General features: G+C 59.9%; 30 protein-coding genes. 27 read left to right on the top strand and 3 right to left on the bottom strand.

The window, feature by feature from the left end; translation table 11 throughout:
• Window positions 1–16: 16 nt before the first annotated feature.
• Window positions 17–1,270, bottom strand: a complete 1,254-nt coding sequence (locus Q0899_RS09870; RefSeq protein WP_298362447.1) for a DUF2235 domain-containing protein — start codon at window positions 1,268–1,270, stop codon at window positions 17–19.
• A complete protein-coding gene (locus Q0899_RS09865) occupies window positions 1,270–1,947 on the bottom strand; it encodes a hypothetical protein (protein ID WP_298299507.1) in 678 nt (225 codons plus the stop codon). Before Q0899_RS09865 ends, Q0899_RS09870 begins: the two co-directional genes overlap by 1 nt.
• 351 nt (window positions 1,948–2,298) lie before the next feature.
• Between Q0899_RS09865 and rpmC the strand changes: the two genes are divergently transcribed.
• The 13 genes from rpmC to Q0899_RS09800 all read left to right on the top strand — a co-directional run bounded on the left by rpmC (window position 2,299) and on the right by Q0899_RS09800 (window position 7,675).
• Entirely contained in the window at window positions 2,299–2,508 is a 210-nt protein-coding gene (gene rpmC, locus Q0899_RS09860) for a 50S ribosomal protein L29 (RefSeq protein ID WP_298299501.1), read from the top strand.
• A gap of 3 nt (window positions 2,509–2,511) precedes the next feature.
• Window positions 2,512–2,745: a 30S ribosomal protein S17 gene (rpsQ, locus tag Q0899_RS09855; RefSeq protein WP_298299496.1), complete on the top strand. Its 234-nt coding sequence runs from the start codon at window positions 2,512–2,514 to the stop codon at window positions 2,743–2,745.
• Between the two features lie 63 nt (window positions 2,746–2,808).
• Window positions 2,809–3,177: a 50S ribosomal protein L14 gene (gene rplN / locus Q0899_RS09850; RefSeq protein WP_298299491.1), complete on the top strand. Its 369-nt coding sequence runs from the start codon at window positions 2,809–2,811 to the stop codon at window positions 3,175–3,177.
• A 2-nt stretch (window positions 3,178–3,179) separates the two neighbouring features.
• The gene (rplX, locus tag Q0899_RS09845; protein ID WP_298299487.1) at window positions 3,180–3,485 is read left to right on the top strand and encodes a 50S ribosomal protein L24; all 306 of its coding nucleotides are present in this window, start codon (window positions 3,180–3,182) and stop codon (window positions 3,483–3,485) included.
• Window positions 3,485–4,048, top strand: a complete 564-nt coding sequence (gene rplE, locus Q0899_RS09840; protein WP_298299482.1) for a 50S ribosomal protein L5 — start codon at window positions 3,485–3,487, stop codon at window positions 4,046–4,048. The genes rplX and rplE overlap by 1 nt, the downstream gene beginning before the upstream one ends.
• 19 nt (window positions 4,049–4,067) lie before the next feature.
• On the top strand, window positions 4,068–4,373 hold the full coding sequence (gene rpsN, locus Q0899_RS09835) for a 30S ribosomal protein S14 (RefSeq protein WP_298299476.1): 306 nt from the start codon (window positions 4,068–4,070) through the stop codon (window positions 4,371–4,373).
• A gap of 12 nt (window positions 4,374–4,385) precedes the next feature.
• Window positions 4,386–4,778, top strand: a complete 393-nt coding sequence (gene rpsH / locus Q0899_RS09830; protein ID WP_298299472.1) for a 30S ribosomal protein S8 — start codon at window positions 4,386–4,388, stop codon at window positions 4,776–4,778.
• Window positions 4,779–4,790: 12 nt separating this feature from the next.
• A complete protein-coding gene (gene rplF / locus Q0899_RS09825; protein WP_298299465.1) occupies window positions 4,791–5,324 on the top strand; it encodes a 50S ribosomal protein L6 in 534 nt (177 codons plus the stop codon).
• Window positions 5,324–5,683, top strand: a complete 360-nt coding sequence (gene rplR, locus Q0899_RS09820; protein WP_298299461.1) for a 50S ribosomal protein L18 — start codon at window positions 5,324–5,326, stop codon at window positions 5,681–5,683. Before rplF ends, rplR begins: the two co-directional genes overlap by 1 nt.
• A gap of 173 nt (window positions 5,684–5,856) precedes the next feature.
• Window positions 5,857–6,432 (top strand): 30S ribosomal protein S5, encoded by a 576-nt coding sequence (rpsE, locus tag Q0899_RS09815; RefSeq protein WP_298299458.1) that lies wholly within the window; start codon window positions 5,857–5,859, stop codon window positions 6,430–6,432.
• Between the two features lie 3 nt (window positions 6,433–6,435).
• A complete protein-coding gene (gene rpmD / locus Q0899_RS09810) occupies window positions 6,436–6,624 on the top strand; it encodes a 50S ribosomal protein L30 (RefSeq protein WP_299192539.1) in 189 nt (62 codons plus the stop codon).
• A 132-nt stretch (window positions 6,625–6,756) separates the two neighbouring features.
• Entirely contained in the window at window positions 6,757–7,089 is a 333-nt protein-coding gene (locus Q0899_RS09805) for a hypothetical protein (protein ID WP_298299451.1), read from the top strand.
• A 169-nt stretch (window positions 7,090–7,258) separates the two neighbouring features.
• Window positions 7,259–7,675, top strand: coding sequence for a hypothetical protein (locus Q0899_RS09800; protein ID WP_299192537.1), 417 nt, complete (start codon window positions 7,259–7,261; stop codon window positions 7,673–7,675).
• Window positions 7,676–7,739: 64 nt separating this feature from the next.
• On the opposite strand, the gene Q0899_RS09795 is transcribed toward Q0899_RS09800, so the two are convergent.
• A complete protein-coding gene (locus tag Q0899_RS09795; RefSeq protein ID WP_299192535.1) occupies window positions 7,740–8,429 on the bottom strand; it encodes a VWA domain-containing protein in 690 nt (229 codons plus the stop codon).
• 164 nt (window positions 8,430–8,593) lie between these two features.
• On the opposite strand from Q0899_RS09795, the gene rplO reads away from it, so the two are divergent.
• The 14 genes from rplO (at window position 8,594) to Q0899_RS09725 (ending at window position 20,815) form a co-directional block, all read left to right on the top strand.
• On the top strand, window positions 8,594–9,061 hold the full coding sequence (rplO, locus tag Q0899_RS09790) for a 50S ribosomal protein L15 (protein ID WP_298362459.1): 468 nt from the start codon (window positions 8,594–8,596) through the stop codon (window positions 9,059–9,061).
• A 117-nt stretch (window positions 9,062–9,178) separates the two neighbouring features.
• A complete protein-coding gene (gene secY, locus Q0899_RS09785) occupies window positions 9,179–10,543 on the top strand; it encodes a preprotein translocase subunit SecY (protein WP_298299438.1) in 1,365 nt (454 codons plus the stop codon).
• The gene (locus Q0899_RS09780; protein ID WP_299192532.1) at window positions 10,540–11,118 is read left to right on the top strand and encodes an adenylate kinase; all 579 of its coding nucleotides are present in this window, start codon (window positions 10,540–10,542) and stop codon (window positions 11,116–11,118) included. The genes secY and Q0899_RS09780 overlap by 4 nt, the downstream gene beginning before the upstream one ends.
• Window positions 11,119–11,328: 210 nt before the next feature.
• On the top strand, window positions 11,329–11,697 hold the full coding sequence (gene rpsM / locus Q0899_RS09775) for a 30S ribosomal protein S13 (protein ID WP_298299433.1): 369 nt from the start codon (window positions 11,329–11,331) through the stop codon (window positions 11,695–11,697).
• 15 nt (window positions 11,698–11,712) lie between these two features.
• Complete coding sequence (rpsK, locus tag Q0899_RS09770) at window positions 11,713–12,102, top strand: 30S ribosomal protein S11 (RefSeq protein WP_298299429.1); 390 nt, start codon at window positions 11,713–11,715, stop codon at window positions 12,100–12,102.
• 112 nt (window positions 12,103–12,214) lie between these two features.
• The gene (locus Q0899_RS09765) at window positions 12,215–13,231 is read left to right on the top strand and encodes a DNA-directed RNA polymerase subunit alpha (RefSeq protein ID WP_298299426.1); all 1,017 of its coding nucleotides are present in this window, start codon (window positions 12,215–12,217) and stop codon (window positions 13,229–13,231) included.
• Window positions 13,232–13,374: 143 nt separating this feature from the next.
• Window positions 13,375–13,791, top strand: coding sequence for a 50S ribosomal protein L17 (rplQ, locus tag Q0899_RS09760; RefSeq protein WP_298299423.1), 417 nt, complete (start codon window positions 13,375–13,377; stop codon window positions 13,789–13,791).
• Window positions 13,792–13,956: 165 nt separating this feature from the next.
• Window positions 13,957–15,336 carry a trypsin-like peptidase domain-containing protein gene (locus tag Q0899_RS09755; protein ID WP_298299420.1) on the top strand — a complete coding sequence of 460 codons (1,380 nt, stop codon included), beginning with the start codon at window positions 13,957–13,959 and terminating at the stop codon, window positions 15,334–15,336.
• On the top strand, window positions 15,336–16,637 hold the full coding sequence (locus tag Q0899_RS09750) for a replication-associated recombination protein A (RefSeq protein WP_299192528.1): 1,302 nt from the start codon (window positions 15,336–15,338) through the stop codon (window positions 16,635–16,637). The genes Q0899_RS09755 and Q0899_RS09750 overlap by 1 nt, the downstream gene beginning before the upstream one ends.
• A 114-nt stretch (window positions 16,638–16,751) precedes the next feature.
• Window positions 16,752–17,129, top strand: a complete 378-nt coding sequence (gene crcB, locus Q0899_RS09745) for a fluoride efflux transporter CrcB (RefSeq protein WP_299192526.1) — start codon at window positions 16,752–16,754, stop codon at window positions 17,127–17,129.
• Window positions 17,126–18,181: an RluA family pseudouridine synthase gene (locus Q0899_RS09740; protein ID WP_299192523.1), complete on the top strand. Its 1,056-nt coding sequence runs from the start codon at window positions 17,126–17,128 to the stop codon at window positions 18,179–18,181. The genes crcB and Q0899_RS09740 overlap by 4 nt, the downstream gene beginning before the upstream one ends.
• Entirely contained in the window at window positions 18,169–18,849 is a 681-nt protein-coding gene (locus tag Q0899_RS09735) for an HAD-IA family hydrolase (RefSeq protein WP_298299409.1), read from the top strand. The genes Q0899_RS09740 and Q0899_RS09735 overlap by 13 nt, the downstream gene beginning before the upstream one ends.
• Window positions 18,846–19,553, top strand: coding sequence for an ATP12 family chaperone protein (locus tag Q0899_RS09730; RefSeq protein ID WP_299192521.1), 708 nt, complete (start codon window positions 18,846–18,848; stop codon window positions 19,551–19,553). Before Q0899_RS09735 ends, Q0899_RS09730 begins: the two co-directional genes overlap by 4 nt.
• 242 nt (window positions 19,554–19,795) lie before the next feature.
• Window positions 19,796–20,815, top strand: coding sequence for an amino acid ABC transporter substrate-binding protein (locus Q0899_RS09725; protein WP_299192519.1), 1,020 nt, complete (start codon window positions 19,796–19,798; stop codon window positions 20,813–20,815).
• Window positions 20,816–20,920 lie beyond the last annotated feature (105 nt).

Below are 20,920 nucleotides of genomic sequence, written 5' to 3'. Positions count from 1 at the left end.
TTGCGAAAGGGGGAGGTCAGCCCGACGCCAGCCCGGGGCGGTTGGGTATGATGGTCCGGGCCAGTCCCGCGTCGGGATGGTTGGCAATGTTCCAGTAACGCGACGACGGGATGATGTAGGACGTGGCGCGGCCCATCATCTCGGGCGTGACATCCTGACCCGCCAAGGCCGCCGCCTTTAGCGGCTCAAAGATGTCGGGGAGCGCCATGGCCGGGTCGAGGCCGACAAACGGCACGTCGGCGTCGACGGCTTTGGCATGCATGACCTCCAGCGACAGGATGCGGAGCCCCGGCCAGATGACCCTGTCCACCTGATCCACCTGGTAGGTGCCCGGGTTGCGGCGGTCCCCGTCGATCAAATCGGTCTCGTACCGCCGCTGGGTGAACAGGGAGCGCGTGTCGATGTCGCCCGACAAGATGCCCTGCGCCTGCATCAGCGAGATTTCGTGCTGCGCAACGCTGATCGTTTCCGGCTGATCCAAGGGCGAGCCCCCGATGGTCCCATGCACGCCGGGCAACAGGATCTGCTCGCGGTCCCCGCCGCCCGTAGGATCAATGGAGCTGAGCGAAAAATTCTCGCGGATCTCGTGGGCGGCGACCAGGTGGACGACCTTGTCGGCCGTTTGCGGGCCTATATGGGTGGCCAGGCTGTAGAAATTGTCGTCCCATTCCTGCCACGCAATGCCGAAGGCCGCGACGGTGTCGAACAGCCCCATGAAGCTGATTTTGATGTTGGGGGCGTTGGTGATGACGCCTTCCTTGACCCGGTTGGCGAAGACCCGCGCCGTCGCGGCCCCGCGCGAGAAGCCGAACAGGTCCAGCACGACCTCCTCCGGCGGGCAGGTTGGTGACAGCCGGTCGATGGTGTCAAGGACACTGAGCGTCGCATCGACAAGCCTTTCCTCCACGGTTTCCGCCCAAAAGGCGGTTGCCCCGCTGATGGCGCTATCTGGATTGTTGTCGGACGTCGCGACCCCCCGGACATAGACCGAGGCCGTTTTGAGCGGCTTGCCGTCGACATCCCTGAGATCCGACCCGGCATATTCGTAATACACCCGCGACAGATGCGCGGGGTGCGTGACGGAGGTGTTGTAGCTGCCGCCCGCCGAGGGCAGGCCGACGGCCCGCGCCGCCATGCCGACCTCGGCATTGTTCATGTTGTTCCAGGTGCCATCAAAGAACACGCCGATGCGCAGCCGCACATCCGGGCAGGAGGCGACATTGGTGGCGGCCTCGGGGTCGTCAAAGCTGTATTGATCCACCACCGACATTACAGACCGTCCTGCCGGTTCGGGTCGCAGGGACCAAGGTCGGCCTGCGCCTGTGCGGCGATGCCCGGATCAATCAGCCTTTTGTGGCGGGTTGACGGTGGGGCTGCGAGAAAGTCGGCAAACTCCGCCTCGCGGCTTTCAAACCGGTCCCCGCAGATCCGCAACACCGGCTGCAGATCGACCAGATCAGGCTGCGCTGCCAAGCGTTCGCGTCGCGCGGCGCTTCCCGGCGCAAATTCGCGAAACCCCGCCGAGGTGACCCAGACCGATAAGCGGCCCAGCGGCCCCACGGCGATTGTCATTTCCATGCCGCCGCCTTCGTAAAGCTGGGCCACGTCGTCTTTCATGATACGCGGGGCCGCGCGATAGACCTCTCCGGTTTGGTAGTCTGACCAGATGATATCGAGGGCGACCGACGCGTCATCGGCATCCGGCACCCGCACCACGATCGCGCCGACGCCCATGACCTTGCCGTCAAATATGCCACCGAGGATCGGCTGACGTGTGATTTGCGCCCCGTTGACGTCAAGCTCGATGAAGACCGGCCAGGTGTCGGGCGTGGCGAACCGGACGCTCAAGGGCTCTGTGTCACTTGATCGTGCCCAGGACAGCCCCGCAATCGTTGCAGCGGCAACGGCGGTGGTGGTCAGCAAAATGAGGGGCAGGCGTTTGAACATGGGGCAACGTTATCAGCCCGCGCAGGGAGTTTCACCTGAAAAGGAAGGCAGTCTGGCGCGGTGGACGCGGGTAAAGCGGTGGACGGTATATCTGTCGAGGAGATTTAAATTCCAGGAGGGGCCTGACCCAATAATACACCCAAGACAGCTACTGAGTGCCGCTCTCGTCGCTTTTGTTTTCACAAAAGCAACTGCCGCGCACGCGTCGCGACCATAAAGCAAGGAAAAACCCCTTGCTTTATGGTCGCGACGGGCCTAAACGCACCACTTCTACACCCACTCCACTGGAATCAGGGTGACGTCGTCCATTCGGGATAGCGGCCCTCCAGTGTTTGAAAAAGGAACATGGCTATGAACGCCAGCGAACTGCGTGAAAAAACCGCAGATCAGCTCAATGAAGAGCTGGCCAACCTGAAAAAAGAGGCTTTCAACCTGCGCTTCCAGCAGGCCACCGGCCAACTTGAGAACACCGCACGTATGCGGTCCGTCAAACGTGACGCGGCCCGTGTGAAAACCATTCTGAACCAAAAAGCGGCCGACGCCGCCAAATCGGAGGCTTAACCCATGCCTAAGCGTATCCTGTCCGGCGTCGTGACCAGCAACCAAAACGAGCAAACGGTCACCGTTTCCGTTGAGCGCCGCTTCACACACCCGGTTCTGAAGAAAACCATCCGTTCGTCCAAGAAATACCGGGCGCATGATGAGAAGAACACATTCAACGTTGGCGACCAGGTTCGCATCCAAGAATGTGCACCAAAGTCGAAAACCAAACGCTGGGAAGTGCTCGCAAAAGCATAACCCGGTTTCATCGAAACCCTGGGGCCTTGAACACCAAGGTCCCCAAAGGTCGGGAGACATCACATGATCCAGATGCAGACCAATCTTGATGTGGCTGACAACAGCGGCGCACGCCGTGTTCAGTGCATTAAGGTTCTGGGTGGCTCCAAGCGTAAATACGCTAGCGTTGGCGACATTATTGTCGTCTCCGTCAAGGAAGCCATCCCACGTGGCCGTGTTAAGAAAGGCGACGTCCGCAAGGCCGTCGTTGTTCGCACGTCCAAAGAGGTCCGTCGCGAAGACGGCACCGCAATCCGTTTTGACCGCAACGCCGCCGTTATCCTGAATAACTCGGGCGAGCCGATTGGCACCCGTATCTTCGGGCCAGTGGTTCGCGAGCTGCGCGCCAAGAACTTCATGAAAATCATCTCGCTCGCTCCGGAGGTGCTGTAATCATGGCCGCTAAGTTGAAAAAAGGTGACGAAGTCATCGTTTTGACCGGCAAGGACAAAGGCAAGAAGGGCAACATCCTGTCCGTCAGCCCGTCGACCGGCAAAGCCATTGTGGACGGCATCAACATCGCCATCCGCCACGTCAAGCAATCGCAAAACGACCAAGGTGGTCGCCAGCCGAAGGCCATGCCTATTCAGCTGTCGAACCTCGCTCTGATCGACGCCAAAGGCAAACCAACCCGCGTTGGCTTCAAAATGGACGGCGACAAGAAGGTCCGCTACGCCAAAACAACAGGGGACGTGATCTGATGCTGGACGAAGCAAACTACACCCCCCGCCTGAAGGCGGTCTACAAAGACACGATCCGTGCCGCGATGAAGGAGGAATTCTCCTACAAAAACGACATGCAGATCCCGCGTCTGGACAAGATCGTGCTCAACATCGGTGCCGGCAAGGCCGCTGTCAAAGACAGCAAAAAGCCACAAGGTGCCGCTGACGACCTGACCGCAATCTCCGGCCAGAAGGCCATGGTGACCCGCGCCAAGAAATCCATCGCTGGCTTCCGCGTCCGCGAAGAGATGCCACTTGGCGCTAAGGTTACGTTGCGCGGCGACAAGATGTACGAATTCTTGGACCGTCTGATCACCATCGCGATGCCCCGCATCCGCGACTTCCGGGGCATTTCCGACAAAAGCTTCGACGGCCGTGGCAACTACGCCATGGGCCTGAAAGAGCATATCGTGTTCCCCGAGATCGACTTCGACAAGATCGACGAGGCCTGGGGCCTGGACATCGTCATCTGCACCACCGCACCCACCGACGCCGAAGCGCGCAGCCTGTTGAAAGCCTTCAACATGCCGTTCACCGCTTAAGCGACAGGAGAGATAGAACATGGCTAAGAAAAGCATGATCGAACGCGAGAAGAAGCGGGAGCGCCTGGTGAAGAAATACGCCGCCAAGCGTGCCGCCCTTCTGGCAATTGCCAACGACCGCGAAAAACCAATGGAAGAGCGCTTCAAGGCGCGTCTGAAACTGGCTGAGCTGCCCCGCAACTCTTCCGCTGTCCGTCTTCACAACCGTTGCCAGCTGACCGGCCGTCCGCACGCTTACTACCGTAAGCTGAAGATTTCCCGGATCGCGCTGCGCGACCTTGGCTCCGCCGGGCAGATCCCCGGTATGGTCAAGTCGAGCTGGTAAGGAGGTATATCAATGAACGATCCTATCGCAGATATGCTCACCCGTATCCGGAACTCGCAACTGCGTGGCAAGGCCACCGTTGAAACGCCAGCCTCCAAGCTGCGCGCCTGGGTTCTCGATGTCTTGGCTGACGAGGGCTACATCCGTGGCTACGAGGCAACCACCGGCAAGGACGGCCACCCGGCCTTGTCCATCGAGCTGAAATATTACGAAGGCACCCCCGTCATTCGTGAGCTTAAGCGGATCTCCAAGCCCGGTCGCCGGGTCTACATGGGCTCCAAAGACATCCCAACCGTCCGTCAGGGCCTGGGTGTGTCGATTGTCTCGACGCCAAAAGGCGTCATGTCCGATGCAAACGCGCGCAGCCAGAATGTTGGCGGCGAAGTGCTTTGCACCGTATTCTAAGGAGGGGCATTCATGTCTCGTATTGGTAAAAAACCAGTCGACCTGCCCTCCGGCGTGGAGGCCTCGGTCTCCGGCCAGACGGTGTCGGTCAAAGGCCCCAAGGGGCAGCGCGAGTTCACCGCCACGGATGATGTCACCATCACCGTGGACGGCAACGTCGTGAAAGTAGAGCCGCGCGGCAAATCCAAGCGGGCCCGCCAGCAATGGGGCATGTCGCGCACACGCGTGGCAAACCTAGTTGTCGGCGTCACCGACGGTTTCAAGAAAGAGCTTGAGATCAACGGTGTTGGCTACCGTGCCGCCATGGAAGGCAAAAACCTGAAGCTGAACCTCGGCCTGAGCCACGACGTGGTCTACGAAGTGCCCGAAGGTGTGACCGTTGCGGCCCCAAAGCCCACCGAGATCACCATCGAGGGCAATGACGAGCAGCAGGTTGGCCAGGTTGCCGCCGAAATCCGTGCTTGGCGCAAGCCGGAGCCCTACAAGGGCAAAGGCATCAAGTACAAGGATGAGTACATCTTCCGCAAAGAAGGGAAGAAGAAGTAATGGCTAACAGCAAACGTGATCTGTTCATCAAACGCCGCCTGCGCGTTCGGAACAAACTGCGCAAGGTCAATGCTGGCCGTATGCGTCTTTCGGTCCATCGTTCGTCCAAGAACATCAGCGTTCAGCTGATCGACGATGTGAACGGCACCACTTTGGCCTCCGCATCCACCCTTGAAAAAGGTCTGGGTCTGGTTGGCAAAAACAACATCGAAGCTGCGACCAAAGTGGGCGCGGAAATCGCGAAACGTGCGAAGAAGGCCGGCGTGACCGAAGCCTATTTCGACCGTGGCGGCTTCCTGTTCCACGGCAAGGTCAAAGCCTTGGCCGAAGCAGCACGCGAAGGCGGTCTGAAAATCTGAATGTGCGAAGGGCGCTTTGGCGCCCTTCCGATGATCCGGGTGCTCCGATTGCATCGGAGCGGGGGAAAATTTTTCGTCGAAAAATTTTCGCCCCTCACAGAGCACACCGCGATTGACCCAAACGGGCCAGCCCACATCAACCGGGGCCGCCCACGACATAAAGGACTGCCAACATGGCAAGAGAACCAGGACGGGGCCGCCGCGATCGCGACGAAACTCCAGAATTTCAGGATCGCTTGGTTGCAATCAACCGCGTTTCCAAAACCGTAAAAGGCGGTAAACGCTTCGGCTTCGCAGCCCTCGTCGTCGTAGGCGACCAAAAGGGTCGCGTGGGCTTCGGCAAAGGTAAAGCGAAAGAGGTCCCTGAGGCCATCCGCAAAGCCACCGAGCAAGCCAAACGCCAGATGGTCCGCGTGCCGCTGCGCGAAGGCCGCACCCTGCACCACGACACCAAGGGCCGCCACGGCGCTGGTAAAGTCGTCATGCGCACAGCGCCACAAGGTACCGGCATCATCGCCGGTGGTCCAATGCGCGCCGTGTTCGAGATGCTGGGCGTTCAAGACGTCGTCGCCAAGTCGGTCGGCTCGTCCAACCCATACAACATGATACGTGCAACGCTGAACGGCCTGACGAACGAGTCCTCGCCGCGCATGGTTGCCCAACGTCGTGGCAAGAAAGTTGCCGACATCCTGCGCACGGGCGACGAAGCCCCTGCCGCTGATGACGCAGCAGAAAAAGCGGAGGCCTAAATCATGGCGAAAACGATTGTGGTCAAACAGACCGGCTCCCCCATCCGCCGTCCCGCCAAGCAGCGCCAAACGCTGATCGGCCTCGGCCTGAACAAAATGCACCGTGTGCGTGAGCTGGAAGACACACCTTCTGTGCGCGGCATGGTGAACTCGATCTCGCATATGGTTGAGATCATTGAGGAGAAGGGCTGAATTAGCTCTCCTGTCATCCCCGCGAATGCGGGGACCTCGATGTAACGAATTGAAACGCCTCGCTGTAATGCGGGGCGTTTTTTGTTAACTTCGGATACATCGCGGGACACTGTATAAAATTGGAGTCAACTCTTGCCCCAGAAATTCACGATTGGTTTTGCGGCAGTTTTGGTTCTCTTCACAATTGTCTCCATGGCTTGGTTTCCGGTTTCGGTTACGGACATACTGAATAGTTACGGGACTGGCGCTGCATTTTGGCTCTTGGTTTCGCCACATGTGACTGGTTTTGCGGCGTTCATACTGTTCACATTTGACGCTCAGGCGTCGGCGCGAACACTTGTTCCTTTTGTGCAAGGCGCATTTCAAAGAAACGCTGGCTGGCATCAATCTTTTGTGGCGGCGCTTTTGTGTTTGGCGGTTGCAATTGGCGTTGTGGTGTATGGCGTGATGTGGGGCCAGCGATAGGCCGTGGGCTGGCGCCGCAACGCTCTTTCGATGCACTTTATGGTGGCCAAGCACATCTTCCACATGATCGGAGCACAAAGCTGTCAGAGCGCCAGTCCGTAGGGACGGCCTAGCGCTGGCCCGGCGCCTTCGGCTTGTCCCGGGCCGGTCAGCGCGTTACCCAGAGACTATGTTCAAATCTATCATTTCTGCTTTGTTGGTTTCGGTAACGCCTTTGCCAGCCTATGCAACTAGCTTGGCAGAAATGGCCGTTATCTTGGAAAATGGCACTTGGGCTTGGCCAGAGGGACAAAACACCTGCGCCAAAAACCCCCAAACAATCACCTTTTCTGATGATCTGATGACGATGAAAATAAGCTGGAAGCACACTCATGGCCCTGCCATCTACGAAATAATCAAGTCAGGTCCGAGAAATTTCACATCAAAGATCCAAGGTGAAACGCGACGCACTGAAGAAGGCAGCCTTTTCGTCTGGCAACTTCATGTTCTCAGCCCGACTTCATTTCGTTGGCAAAGAACGGATTGGCCAAGCCACGTTTTTACCAAGAGCCAAGTGAAATGCGGTATCGGTGATCTGAGTAGTTGAAAAACAACTTCTCCAGGACGCAACTTTCGGTCAGACCCAAGCGCAAATGGGGCTCACCCATCACTCACCCAATCAACGCACATCCCAACGTCTCCCTTAACGCCTCGGTCAATTCATCCACTGTCTCCGTAGACACAAATTTGCCTCCGGTCCGGTCAGACAGACATTTCGCCACCGTGTCGCCCTCGAAATAGTCCTTCTGCTCCGGGTTGTCCCAGCTGAAGAAGTCGCGGACCACTTTGAACCCGATCACATGCACCGTCAGGTCCGCCGCTTGATCCATCATCGACGTGGCCAAGGCGCAAGGCGTGCCGCCGCAGGTCTCGTTGCCGTCGGTGACCAGCACCACGATTGCGGGGTTGATGCGATAGTCCAACACCTCCGCCGCGCGTTCCACTGATGCGGCTAGGGGTGTCAGGCCCTCGGGGACCATCGCGTCGACCTCCGCTATCACGCGGTCGGCGGCGTTTGAGATGGGCGGAAAGCGCAGGTTGATGCCGGAGCACGCGGAATCGCCCGGCCCGTAGGTGATCAGCCCGATGCGGCGGAACTTTTCCACATCCGGCATGGCGCGGCGTATTGCCACCCGCGCGTCCACGATGCGGGTGGCGTCCTGGATGTCAAAGCTGATCTCGGCCATCGAAACTGAGCCGTCAAAGACCAGCATCGCATCCGCCGCACAAGACGAGGTTGCCGTGGCGGGCGTGAAGGGCAAGGCGGCCAGCCCGAGGGCCATGAAAATGCGGGTTAGCATGGTGAAACCGTTGCATGCGGCCTCTCATCAATTCAAGGCCTTGCACCAAAGGCTGCCAGCTTCTATACGCCTCCGGTGGACGCCCGCCGTCCGCAGAATCAACAAGAAACGCCGTGTTTGGTCCATTTCGCTTCGAGGACCCTTCCGGCAATAGGAGAAGCGACATGAAACTGAATGAATTGCGCGACAACCCCGGCGCCACGAAACGCAAGAAACGCGTTGGCCGTGGCCCTGGTTCCGGCACCGGTAAAATGGGTGGCCGTGGTATCAAAGGCCAAAAATCCCGCTCGGGTGTTGCCCTGAACGGTTACGAAGGCGGCCAAATGCCGTTGTACATGCGTCTGCCAAAACGTGGCTTCAACAGCCGCAACAAGAAGAATTTTGCTGTCATCAACCTTGGGTTGATCCAGAAGTTCATCGACGCCAAGACCCTGGACGCAAAGAAAGAGATCACCGAGGACCTGCTGGTTGAAACCGGCGTTGTCCGCCGCAAGCTGGACGGTGTCCGCGTGCTGGCCAAAGGTGAGATCACATCGAAGGTGAAGATCAACGTCACCGGCGCGTCCAAGTCAGCGATTGAAGCGGTCGAAAAGGCCGGCGGATCGCTCACAGTCGCGGCAGCTGCCGAATAATACCTTGTGGGGGGCCATGAGGCCTCCTACATAAGATCAAGTTTTCCAGCGCCGCGTCCGGTAACCTTAGTAGGAAACCCGTGCGCGGCGCTGTGCTGATAACAGGGAATCCGACACATGGCATCAGCCGCCGAGCAAATGGCCCAAAACATGAGCTGGTCCGCCTTTGGCAAGGCGACCGAGCTGAGGCAACGCATCCTTTTCACCATCGGCTTGCTGATCGTCTACCGGCTTGGCACCTATATCCCGGTCCCCGGCATCGACGCCGACGCGCTGCGCAACTTCGTTGAGCAGATCTCGACCGGGGTTGGCGGCATTCTGAACATGTTCACCGGCGGCGCGATTGGCCGCATGGGGCTGTTTGCGCTGGGCATCATGCCCTACATCTCCGCCTCGATCATCGTGCAGCTTATGACGGCGATGGTCCCGCAGCTGGAACAGCTGAAGAAAGAGGGCGAGCAGGGCCGCAAGAAGATCAACCAATACACCCGCTACGGCACGGTGTTCCTGGCGACGCTGCAGGCCTACGGGCTGGCCGTTGGCCTTGAATCGGGCGGGCTTGTCACCGATCCCGGCTGGTTCTTCCGCATTTCCTGCGTGATCACGCTGGTCGGCGGCACCATGTTCCTGATGTGGCTGGGTGAGCAGATCACTGCGCGCGGCATTGGCAACGGCATCTCGCTGATCATCTTCGTGGGCATCATCGCCGAGGTTCCCGCCGCCCTGGCGCAGTTCTTCGCGCAAGGCCGGTCCGGCACCATCAGCCCCGCCGTCATCATCGGCGTGTTGCTGGTGGTCGTGGCGACCATCACCTTCGTGGTGTTCATGGAGCGCGCGCTGCGCAAGATCCACATCCAATACCCGCGCCGCCAGGTTGGTATGAAAGTCTATGACGGCGGATCGTCCCACCTGCCGGTCAAGGTCAACCCGTCGGGCGTGATCCCCGCGATCTTCGCGTCCTCGCTGCTGCTGCTGCCCACCACCATGAGCACATTCTCCGGCGGGGCGACCAGCCCGGTTATGGCCACGATCCTTGCCTATTTCGGCCCCGGTCAGCCGCTCTATCTGGCGTTCTTCACGCTGATGATCGTGTTCTTCGCGTATTTCTACACCTTCAACGTGGCCTTCAAGCCCGAGGAAGTGGCAGACAACCTGAAGAACCAGAACGGGTTTATCCCCGGTATCCGCCCCGGTGCGCGCACCGCCGAATATCTGGAATACGTGGTGAACCGCGTGCTGGTGCTGGGCTCTGGCTACCTTGCCTTGGTCTGCCTTCTGCCCGAAATTCTGCGCGCGCAGTTGGCCATCCCGTTTTACTTCGGCGGCACGTCGGTACTGATCGTTGTGTCCGTGACCATGGATACGATACAACAAGTGCAGTCGCACATGCTGGCACACCAGTATGAGGGGCTGATCGAGAAATCGCAGCTTCGCGGCAAAGGCGGCAAGAAGCGCGGAAAACGGAGCCCGTCGCGTAAATGAACCTCATCCTTCTTGGACCACCCGGTGCCGGCAAAGGCACCCAAGCGCAGAAACTTGTAGATGAGCGGGGCATGATCCAGCTCTCCACCGGGGACATGCTGCGTGCCGCCAAAACATCCGGCACCGAAATGGGCAAGAAGGTCGCGGCCGTCATGGACGCGGGCGAGCTGGTGACGGATGAGATCGTCATCGGGTTGATCGAGGAAAAGCTGCAGGGCGACCATGGCGGGGGCTTCATCTTTGACGGCTTCCCCCGGACGCTGGCCCAGGCGGATGCGTTGGGCGCTTTGCTGAAAGCGTATAACACGACACTGGATGCGGTCATTGCGATGGAAGTGAATGACGAGGTGCTTGTTCAACGCATCTTGGGCCGGGCTGAGGAAGCCCGCGCCGCGGGCAAAGTGGCCCGCGCCGACGACAACGAGGAAAGCCTGAAGGTCCGCCTGATGGAGTACTACAAAAAGACCTCCCCGCTGATCGGCTACTACCACTGCATGAAGCAGCTGCAATGGGTTCCTGGCCTTGGCACAATTGACGAGGTTGCGGCCAGCATTGCGGGCGTTCTGGACAGCTAAGAATTCAACAGGATCAGGACCACTTGACGCCAAAGTTAATTGGTCCTAAACCGCCCCATCCCGCAAGGGAATCGCGCATCTGCCGACCTAGCTAGACGGCCCCGCGCATTGAGTACCTAAATCAAGCCCGTTGGTCGAAAGACCGTCGGGCTTACGTTGTGAAAAAAGGGTCTGGAACTACGGACCCGCGACCAAAGAAGGAATGCCCATTTGGCACGTATTGCTGGCGTTAACCTGCCCGACGGAAAGCGCGTCGTCATCGCTTTGACCTACATCACCGGTATCGGCAACACCTCCGCGAACGCGATTTGCGAAGCTGTCGGCATCGACCTGTCCCGCCGCATGAACGAACTGTCCGACGCGGAAGTTCTGAAGGTGCGTGAGCATATCGACGAGAACTACACCGTCGAAGGCGACCTGCGCCGTGACACCACTATGAACATCAAGCGTCTGATGGACCTTGGCTGCTACCGCGGCCTGCGCCACCGTCGCAACCTTCCTGTGCGCGGTCAGCGCACGCACACCAACGCACGTACCCGCAAAGGCCCCGCAAAGGCCATTGCCGGTAAGAAGAAGTAAGGGAGGGTTTGACCAATGGCTCGTGAAAAAGTTCGCACCAAGAAGAAGGTCCGTAAGAATATCGCCGCTGGCGTTGCTCACGTGAACTCCTCTTTCAACAACACCAAAATCCTGATCTCCGACGTTCAGGGCAACGCAATTTCGTGGTCCTCTGCCGGCACCATGGGCTTCAAGGGGTCGCGCAAGTCGACACCTTACGCGGCTCAGATGGCCGCCGAAGACGCGGGCAAGAAAGCACAAGAGCACGGCGTCAAGACGCTGGAAGTCGAAGTGCAGGGCCCCGGTTCCGGTCGTGAAAGCGCGTTGCGCGCGCTGGCCGCTGTTGGCTTCCAGATCTCGTCCATCCGCGACGTGACGCCAATGGCCCATAACGGCTGCCGCCCACCAAAGCGACGCCGCGTCTAAGACATAAGACTATCGGGTCAGGGGACCGGCTTGGCTGCCCCCTGGCTTTGACATTTCAACCTCGAGTGTTCCGCGTTTTGGACATGACACGGGACGAGCATGGAGGCGACACATGATCCATAAGAATTGGCAAGAGCTAATCAAACCCAACCAGCTTGAGATTAAGCCTGGCAACGACCCAGCACGCAAAGCAACTGTGGTTGCCGAGCCGTTGGAGCGTGGCTTTGGTCTGACCATGGGCAACGCGCTGCGCCGCGTTCTGATGTCGAGCTTGCAAGGTGCGGCGATCACATCCGTCCAGATCGACAACGTATTGCACGAGTTCTCCTCGATCTCGGGCGTGCGCGAAGACGTGACCGACGTCGTTTTGAACCTCAAAGGCGTGGCCATCCGCATGGAAGTCGAAGGCCCAAAGCGCCTGAGCATTTCCGCCAAAGGCCCGGCAGTTGTCACCGCTGGTGACATCTCTGACAGCGCTGGCATCGAGATCCTGAACCGCGACCACGTTATCTGTCACCTCGACGACGGCGCTGACTTGTTCATGGAGCTGACTGTGAACACCGGCAAAGGCTACGTCTCTGCTGAGAAGAACAAGCCGGAAGACGCCCCCATCGGCCTGATGCCGATCGACGCGATTTTCTCGCCTGTTAAGAAAGTCAGCTATGACGTCCAACCAACCCGCGAGGGCCAGGTTCTGGACTATGACAAACTGACGATGAAAATCGAAACAGACGGGTCGATCTCGCCTGACGATGCCGTGGCCTTCGCCGCGCGCATTCTGCAGGACCAGCTGGGCATCTTCGTGAACTTCGACGAGCCTGAATCGGCCCGCGCGCAGGACGACGAAGACGAGCTGGAATTCAACCCGTTGCTCTTGAAGAAAGTCGACGAGCTGGAGCTTTCCGTCCGGTCCGCCAACTGCCTGAAGAACGACAACATCGTCTACATCGGCGACCTGATCCAAAAGACCGAAGCAGAGATGCTGCGCACCCCGAACTTCGGCCGCAAATCCTTGAACGAGATCAAGGAAGTGCTCTCGGGCATGGGTCTGCACCTCGGCATGGACATCGTCGACTGGCCGCCAGAAAACATCGAAGACCTGGCCAAGAAATTCGAAGACCAGTTCTAAATTCTACCGGTAAGGCGGGGTTAACCCCGCCCTACCACCCAAATGCCGGCGCAAATGACCGGGAAAACATGGGCAATCCCGCCCCAAGGAGAGCCGGCGACACGCATCGCGGGCCAGACAAAGTCTAAAGAAGGAACGACAAAATGCGCCACGCAAGAGGCTACCGCCGCCTGAACCGCACCCACGAACACCGCAAAGCGCTGTTCATCAACATGTGCGGCTCGCTCATCGAGCATGAGCAAATCAAAACAACCCTGCCGAAAGCCAAAGAGCTTCGCCCGATCATCGAAAAAATGATCACCCTGGCGAAACGCGGCGACCTGCACGCCCGCCGTCAGGCCGCGTCCAAGCTGCGCCAGGACAAAGACGTCGCCAAATTGTTCGACGTTTTGGGCCCACGCTACAAAGACCGCCAAGGCGGCTATGTCCGCGTGCTGAAAGCGGGTTTCCGCTACGGCGACATGGCGCCCATGGCGATCATCGAATTCGTGGACCGCGATGTGTCCGCAAAAGGCGCGGCTGACAAAGCCCGCGTCGAAGCCGAAGAGGCCGCTGAATAATAGCGAGTTGGCCATGTAGGTGGCCCGACCACTCACGGTAACCAGTACAAAAGCCCCGCCCTGATCGGCGGGGCTTTTGCTTTGACGGGGAGGTGATACGGCGCGATTGCAATCCGCCGCGCTGATCCGCATATGTTAAGCATGCTCAATCCAAAGGGGGCCTCTATGCGTTTGATCCTGTCGTTGTTTGCCGCCGCCGCACTGCTGAGCGCCCCCGTGACGGCCCAGCAAGTCCCGCAAAGCCAGGCTGAGATCAGCCTCAGCTTCGCGCCCCTCGTCAAACAAGCCGCCCCCGCCGTGGTCAACATCTTTGCCAACCGCGTCGTACAACAACGCGCGACGCCTTTCATGGGCAACCCATTTTTCGAACAATTCTTCGGCGACATGCGCCAGGCCCAGCCCCGCGTGCAGAACTCGCTGGGCTCCGGCGTGATCCTGTCAGAAGATGGCATTGTGGTCTCCAACTACCACGTGGTCGGCATGGCCACCGACATCCGCGTGGTCCTGAAAGATCGGCGCGAGTTCGAGGCACGGGTGCTGCTGGCAGATGAGCAAAGCGACATCGCCATCCTCAAGATCGACAGCGACGAGGCGCTGCCTTGGCTGCCGTTCCGCAACTCCGACGACGTCGAGGTGGGGGAGCTGGCGCTGGCCATCGGCAACCCGTTCGGCATCGGGCAAACCGTATCCTCCGGCATCATCTCCGGCCTGGCCCGTTCCGGCGTCGCCACCGGCAACGCGCGCGGCTACTTCCTGCAGACCGATGCCGCGATCAACCCCGGTAACTCCGGCGGCGCGCTGATCGACGTGGCGGGGCAGCTCATTGGCGTGAACACCCGCATTCTGACCCGCTCAGGCGGGTCCAATGGGGTGGGCTTCGCGATCCCGTCCAATCTGGTGGCGCAATTCGTCAAGCAGGCCAAAAACGGAAATGACGCGTTCAAACGGCCATGGGCCGGCATCAACGGGCAAGCCGTCGACGGATCGCTGGCGGAGGGTTTCGGCCTGACCATTCCGGAGGGCGTTGTGATTTCTGCCATCCACCCGCTCAGCCCCTTCGCTGATGCCGGACTTGCCGCGGGTGACATCGTGTTGTCGGTTGATGGCCAGCCGGTGAACGCGCCGGCCGAGATGCTGCACCACATGTCGGTGCGCGGCGTGGGTGAAAGCACGGCCATCACCTACCTGTCGGGCGGTGAGACAAAGGAGGCGCAGGTCGCCTTGATCGAGGCGCCAGACACCCCGCCCTCCGACCCGCGCACCATTGACAGCGGCACACTTGCGGGCCTGTCGGTCGCCACCATCAACCCCAAGATCAGCGCCGAATACGGGTTGCCGAGCGATGCGGCTGGCGTGATTGTCACCGCCGTCTCCGGCCCGCTGGCGCGGGTTGGCTTGCGTCCGGGCAACGTCATCACGGCGATTAACCGCGAACCGATGAAAACCAGCGCCGATGTGGAAGAGATAGGCACATCTGACGCGCGCGGCTGGCGCATTGACGGGGTCAACCAAGGCCGCCGTTTCAGCTACAGGTTTCGCCTCTGATGGCGGACCTCTTCGACACTGGGGCCAAGGCCGAGCCTGCCAAGATGCAGCCCTTGGCGGACCGGTTGCGCCCCAAATCGCTGGATGAGGTCATTGGTCAGGAACAGGTGCTTGGCCCCGACAGCCCCTTGGGCGTGATGTTGGCCAACAATTCCCTGGGATCGCTGATTTTCTGGGGTCCGCCCGGGGTTGGCAAGACCACCATCGCGCGGCTTCTTGCAGGGGAAAGCGACCTGCATTTCGTGCAGATCAGCGCGATCTTTTCCGGCGTGCAGGACCTCAAGAAGGTCTTTGAAGCTGCCAAGATACGCGCCGCAAACGGGCAGGGGACCCTGTTGTTTGTGGACGAGATTCACCGCTTCAACAAGGCGCAGCAGGACGGCTTCCTGCCGCATATGGAGGACGGCACGATCCTGTTGGTGGGGGCGACCACGGAAAACCCGTCCTTTGAGCTGAACGCAGCGCTTCTGTCGCGCTCCCAAGTCCTCGTCCTTGAACGCCTCGACCTCGCTGACCTCGAACGACTCGCGCAACGTGCCGAAAAGGAGCTGGACAAACCCCTTCCTTTGACCCCCGACGCCCGCGCTGCACTGCTGGAAATGGCTGACGGCGACGGCCGCGCATTGCTCAATCTGATCGAACAAGTCAGCGCATGGAAGACTGACGAAAAGCTCGACCCAGCCGCCTTGTCCAAGCGCCTCATGCGCCGCGCGGCGCAATATGACAAATCGGGCGACGCACATTACAACCTGATCTCCGCTTTGCACAAATCAGTACGCGGGTCTGACCCGGATGCCAGCCTCTATTGGTTCGCGCGCATGCTTACGGGTGGCGAGGACCCGCGATACCTCGCCCGCCGCATCACGCGCATGGCGGTCGAAGATATCGGGCTGGCTGACACGGGCGCGCACCGCGTTTGCCTGGATGCGTGGGAAACCTATGAACGGTTGGGCTCGCCGGAAGGCGAGCTGGCCTTGGCGCAGGCCGTGATCTATTTGGCCCTCGCGCCCAAATCCAACGCAGCTTACGTGGCCTACAAGGGCGCGATGAAGGCCGCCAAACAGACCGGCTCGGAACCGCCACCCAAACATATCCTGAACGCGCCGACCTCGCTGATGAAGGATCAAGGCTACGGCGACGGCTACGCCTATGACCACGACGCCGAAGACGGGTTTTCGGGGCAGAACTATTTCCCCGAAGATATGAAACGCGGCGTCTACTACCTGCCCGTCGAACGCGGCTACGAGCGGGAACTCAAAAAACGCGTCGACTACTTCGCCAAGCTGCGCGCCAAACGCTGATCCCATCATTGTTTCAAAAATACCTCGGGGGAGGAGCGTCAGCGACGGGGGCAGAGCCCCCAAACCCCCGCCCTCATCTTGACACCACGCCCGCAAACCCACATGGGAACAGCTATGGTCATGACCACCCTCCAAGTCGCAGCCGGCGGCGCGATCGGGGCCGCTTTGCGGTTTCTCGTAGGTGTGGGCGTGTTGCGCCTGACAGGTCCCGGTTTCCCGTTGGCCATCATCAGCGTGAACATCATTGGCAGCTTCTTGATGGGCCTCTTCGTGGTCTTCGCCGCCAAAACGTCGAACACCCATCTCAGCCCTTTCGTGATGACCGGGCTCCTTGGTGGATTCACGACCTTCTCCGCCTTCTCGCTGGAGGCCTACACGCTGTTTGAACGCGGCCAAACCGCCGCTGCCGCCACCTATGTCGGCGTCTCGGTGATCCTGTCTATCGCTGGCCTCGTCGCGGGCATCATGATCGCAAGGGGGGCCTTCGCATGAGCAGTGTCCAAACCATCGAAATCCGCGACGACGAGGCCGAACAACGCCTCGACCGCTGGTTCCGCCGCCAGTTCCCGCACGTCTCCCAAGGCCGCGTCGAAAAAATGTGCCGCAAGGGCGAAATCCGCGTCGACGGGGGGCGCGTCAAATCCAACACCCGCGTCGGGCCCGGCCAAACCGTGCGCATCCCGCCGCTGCCCTCCGAAGACGAGGTCGCGCAGCAGCGCGAACAACCCTTTGTCTCCAAGGCGGACGCCAAGATGATCCAGGACTGCGTCATCCACATGGATGACGATGTGATCGTGATCAACAAACCCGCAGGGCTTGCGGTGCAGGGGGGCTCAAAAACCACCCGCCATGTCGACGGCATGACGCCCGCGCTGCAATATGACAAACGCGAGGCCCCCCGGTTGGTCCACCGGCTGGATAAGGACACGTCTGGCGTGCTGGTGCTGGCCCGCACGCAGGCCGCCGCCAGCCACCTGACCAAGGCCTTCCGCCACCACGGAACCCGCAAAATCTACTGGGCGCTCGTCGCGGGCGTGCCTTACCCCAAAATTGGCACCATCAAGTTCGGGCTGGTCAAAGCGCCGGGCCATGGTGCGAAGGGTGAGGGTGAGAAGATGCATTGCGTGCATCCCAAGGACGTTGACGCCACCTACGGAGCGAAACGTGCACATACGGATTACGCTACGCTGTGCTTTCTTGGCCAACGCGCGTCTTGGCTGGCCATGGTGCCGGTGACGGGCCGCACTCACCAGCTGCGCGCGCATATCGCCGAGATGGGGCACCCCATCGTGGGCGACGGCAAATACGGTGGCTCCGGTCAGGAAAACATGGGCGACGGCTGGGGCGCGGAGCTGGGCGAGGAGGTTTCGAAAAAGATGCACCTGCATGCCCGCAGCCTGACAATCCAGCACCCCAACGGGTCCGAGCTGCATGTCGAGGCCAAGCTGCCGCCGCATATGCAAAACACATGGAACTATTTCGGCTGGACCGAGCGGGATGTGCCAACCGATCCATTTGATGCGGAAGAAGAATGGCAGAGCTGAAGCTGGTCGTATTCGATGTCGACGGTACCTTGATCGACAGCCTCGTGCATATCAAAGGCGCGATGAAAACGGCGTTTGACGCCTGCGGCCATACCCCGCCAGACGAAGCTGCGGTTCGGTCCATTATCGGGCTGTCCTTGCCCGAGGCGATGCGCAAGCTCGACCCATCGCTGGACGACGCGGGCATCCGGCAGGTGGTCGAGGCCTACAAGGACAGCTTCAACCGCTCCGAAACCACCGAGGTCCGGCAAGACGCACCTATGTTCGCAGGCGCCCGTGCCGCGCTGGAGCAGCTTCACGCTCAAGACGAGCTGCTGCTCGGGGTGGCAACCGGCAAATCGCGCCGCGGGCTGGTCCGCATGATGGGCGTGCACGCGTTGGAAGGGTTCTTTGTCACCACCCAAGTGGCAGACGACCACCCGTCCAAGCCGCACCCGTCCATGCTGGAACAATGCCTGTTTGAAACAGGCGTTAAGGCCAAAAATGCGCTGATCGTGGGGGACACGTCCTTTGACATGGAAATGGGCCGCAACGCGGGCTTCGGCACCATCGGGGTCAAATGGGGGTATCATCCCGATGAGGCTCTGGCCCCGTTCACCGATGTGATGATTGACGATTTCGCGGCGCTGGGGGGCGCCATCTCCGACCTGTTGGGGGCAAGGCAATGAGCGATTGGGCCGCAAAGAGGTTCTGGACATCGGCCGCTGCCGTCGAGGCCGGGGACGGCTTCACGGTTGAGCTGGACGGCCGGCCCGTGCGCACGCCCGCCAAGTCGCCCCTGATCGTGCCGACGCGTGACATGGCGGCGCGGATCGCGGCGGAGTGGGACGCACAGGAAGACAAGATCAATCCGCTGAGCATGCCCTACACCCGGTCCGCGAATGCCGCGACCGACAAGGTCACCGTGCAACATGCCGAGGTTGCCGACATGTTGGCCGCTTACGGAGACAGCGACCTGATATGCTACCGCGCGGCGCATCCGCAGGAACTGGTGGAGCGCCAAAACAAGGCATGGGACCCGCTGGTGGACTGGTCCGCCACCCATCTCAAAGCGCCGTTGCAGGTTTATGTGGGCCTGATGCACGCGGCCCAACCCAAGGCCAGCCTCGACCGGCTGACGGCACGGGTGCACGCGCTGGACGCCTTCCAGTTGACCGCGTTCCACGATCTGGTCTCGCTGTCGGGCTCTTTGATTATCGGATTCGCCGCGATCGAGCGCTTCGCCACCCCGCAAGAGCTGTGGCTGACCAGCCGAATCGATGAAAATTGGCAGATTGACCAATGGGGCGAGGACGAAGAGGCCGCCGAACAGGCCGAAATAAAGCGCTCCGCTTTCATGCATGCCGAAGCTTTCTTTCGTGTTAGCGCCTAAAATGGGGCCAATTCGGACCTTCATGCGATAGTTTGTTGAACAATTGGACAAATCTCGGGGTTTTTGTCCCGAAAATCGCAGATTTCCCCTTCGTCAACCGGCTTAATATCCTTGACCTTACGTCCCGCTTTTGGCCTTATCGGCCCTCATCGGGGGGAGAAACTCTCCACGTATCGCTCTCGGTCGAAAAGACCGGACTACCACCACCCGCAAATTGGGTGGACCATCAGGAAGAGGTAAAAATGAAAAAATCAGTATTTCTTGGAGCACTGACAGTTGCTGGCATCGTTGCCGGTGGCGTGTCTGCTGCGACCATGGACGAGGTCAAAGCCCGCGGTAAACTGAACTGCGGCGTGACCACTGGTCTGGTTGGCTTTGCGGCTCCGGACGCAAACGGTAACTGGGAAGGTTTCGACGTTGGCGTATGCCGCGCGGTTGCAGCAGCTGTTCTGGGCGACGCCCAAGCTGTTGAGTTCGTTCCAACAACTGGTAAGACACGCTTCACCGCTCTGGCCTCCGGCGAGATCGACATGCTGGCGCGTAACACCACGTGGACATTCTCGCGCGACGTGGACCTGAAGTTCACCTTCGTTGGCGTGAACTACTATGACGGCCAAGGCTTCATGGTTCCAAAAGAGCTGGGCGTTTCGTCCGCAACTGAACTGGACGGCGCGACCGTTTGTATCCAGACCGGTACAACAACCGAGCTGAACCTGGCGGACTACTTCCGTTCGAACAACATCTCGTACGAGCCGGTTCCAATCGAAACCAACGCAGAAGCTCAGCAGCAGTACCTTGCTGGCGCATGTGACGTCTACACGACAGACGCATCCGGCCTGGCCGCGACACGTGCGACTTTCGAAGATCCGTCGGCTCACGTTCTGCTGCCGGAAATCGTATCCAAAGAGCCTCTGGGCCCGTTGGTACGTCACGGCGACAACGAGTGGGGCGACATCGTGCGCTGGACTCTGAACGCGCTGATCACAGCTGAAGAGCTGGGTGTGACCTCCGCCAACATCGGCGACATGTCGGCTGCTGCTGGCAACAACCCTGAAATCAACCGTCTGCTGGGTACCGAAGGTAACCTGGGCGAGATGCTGGGTCTGTCCGCTGACTGGGCGAAAAACGCGATTGCCGCTGGCGGCAACTACGGCGAACTGTTCGAAAAGAACATCGGCGAAGCCACTCCAATCGGTCTGGCCCGCGGCCTGAACGCACAGTGGACCGACGGCGGCCTGATCTACTCGCCACCGTTCCGGTAAAAACTTCTACGGCAAGGGCGCGGTTCATACCGCGCCCTTTTCCTATCTGACCTATGCTATCTGCTACCAACCAATAACTGGCACCACCCGCACGCAACGACGTGC

Source organism: uncultured Litoreibacter sp., from assembly GCF_947501785.1.
Lineage (GTDB): Bacteria > Pseudomonadota > Alphaproteobacteria > Rhodobacterales > Rhodobacteraceae > Litoreibacter.
Note: the sequence above shows the minus strand (reverse complement) of the source record. Positions and strands in the feature narration are given on the sequence as shown.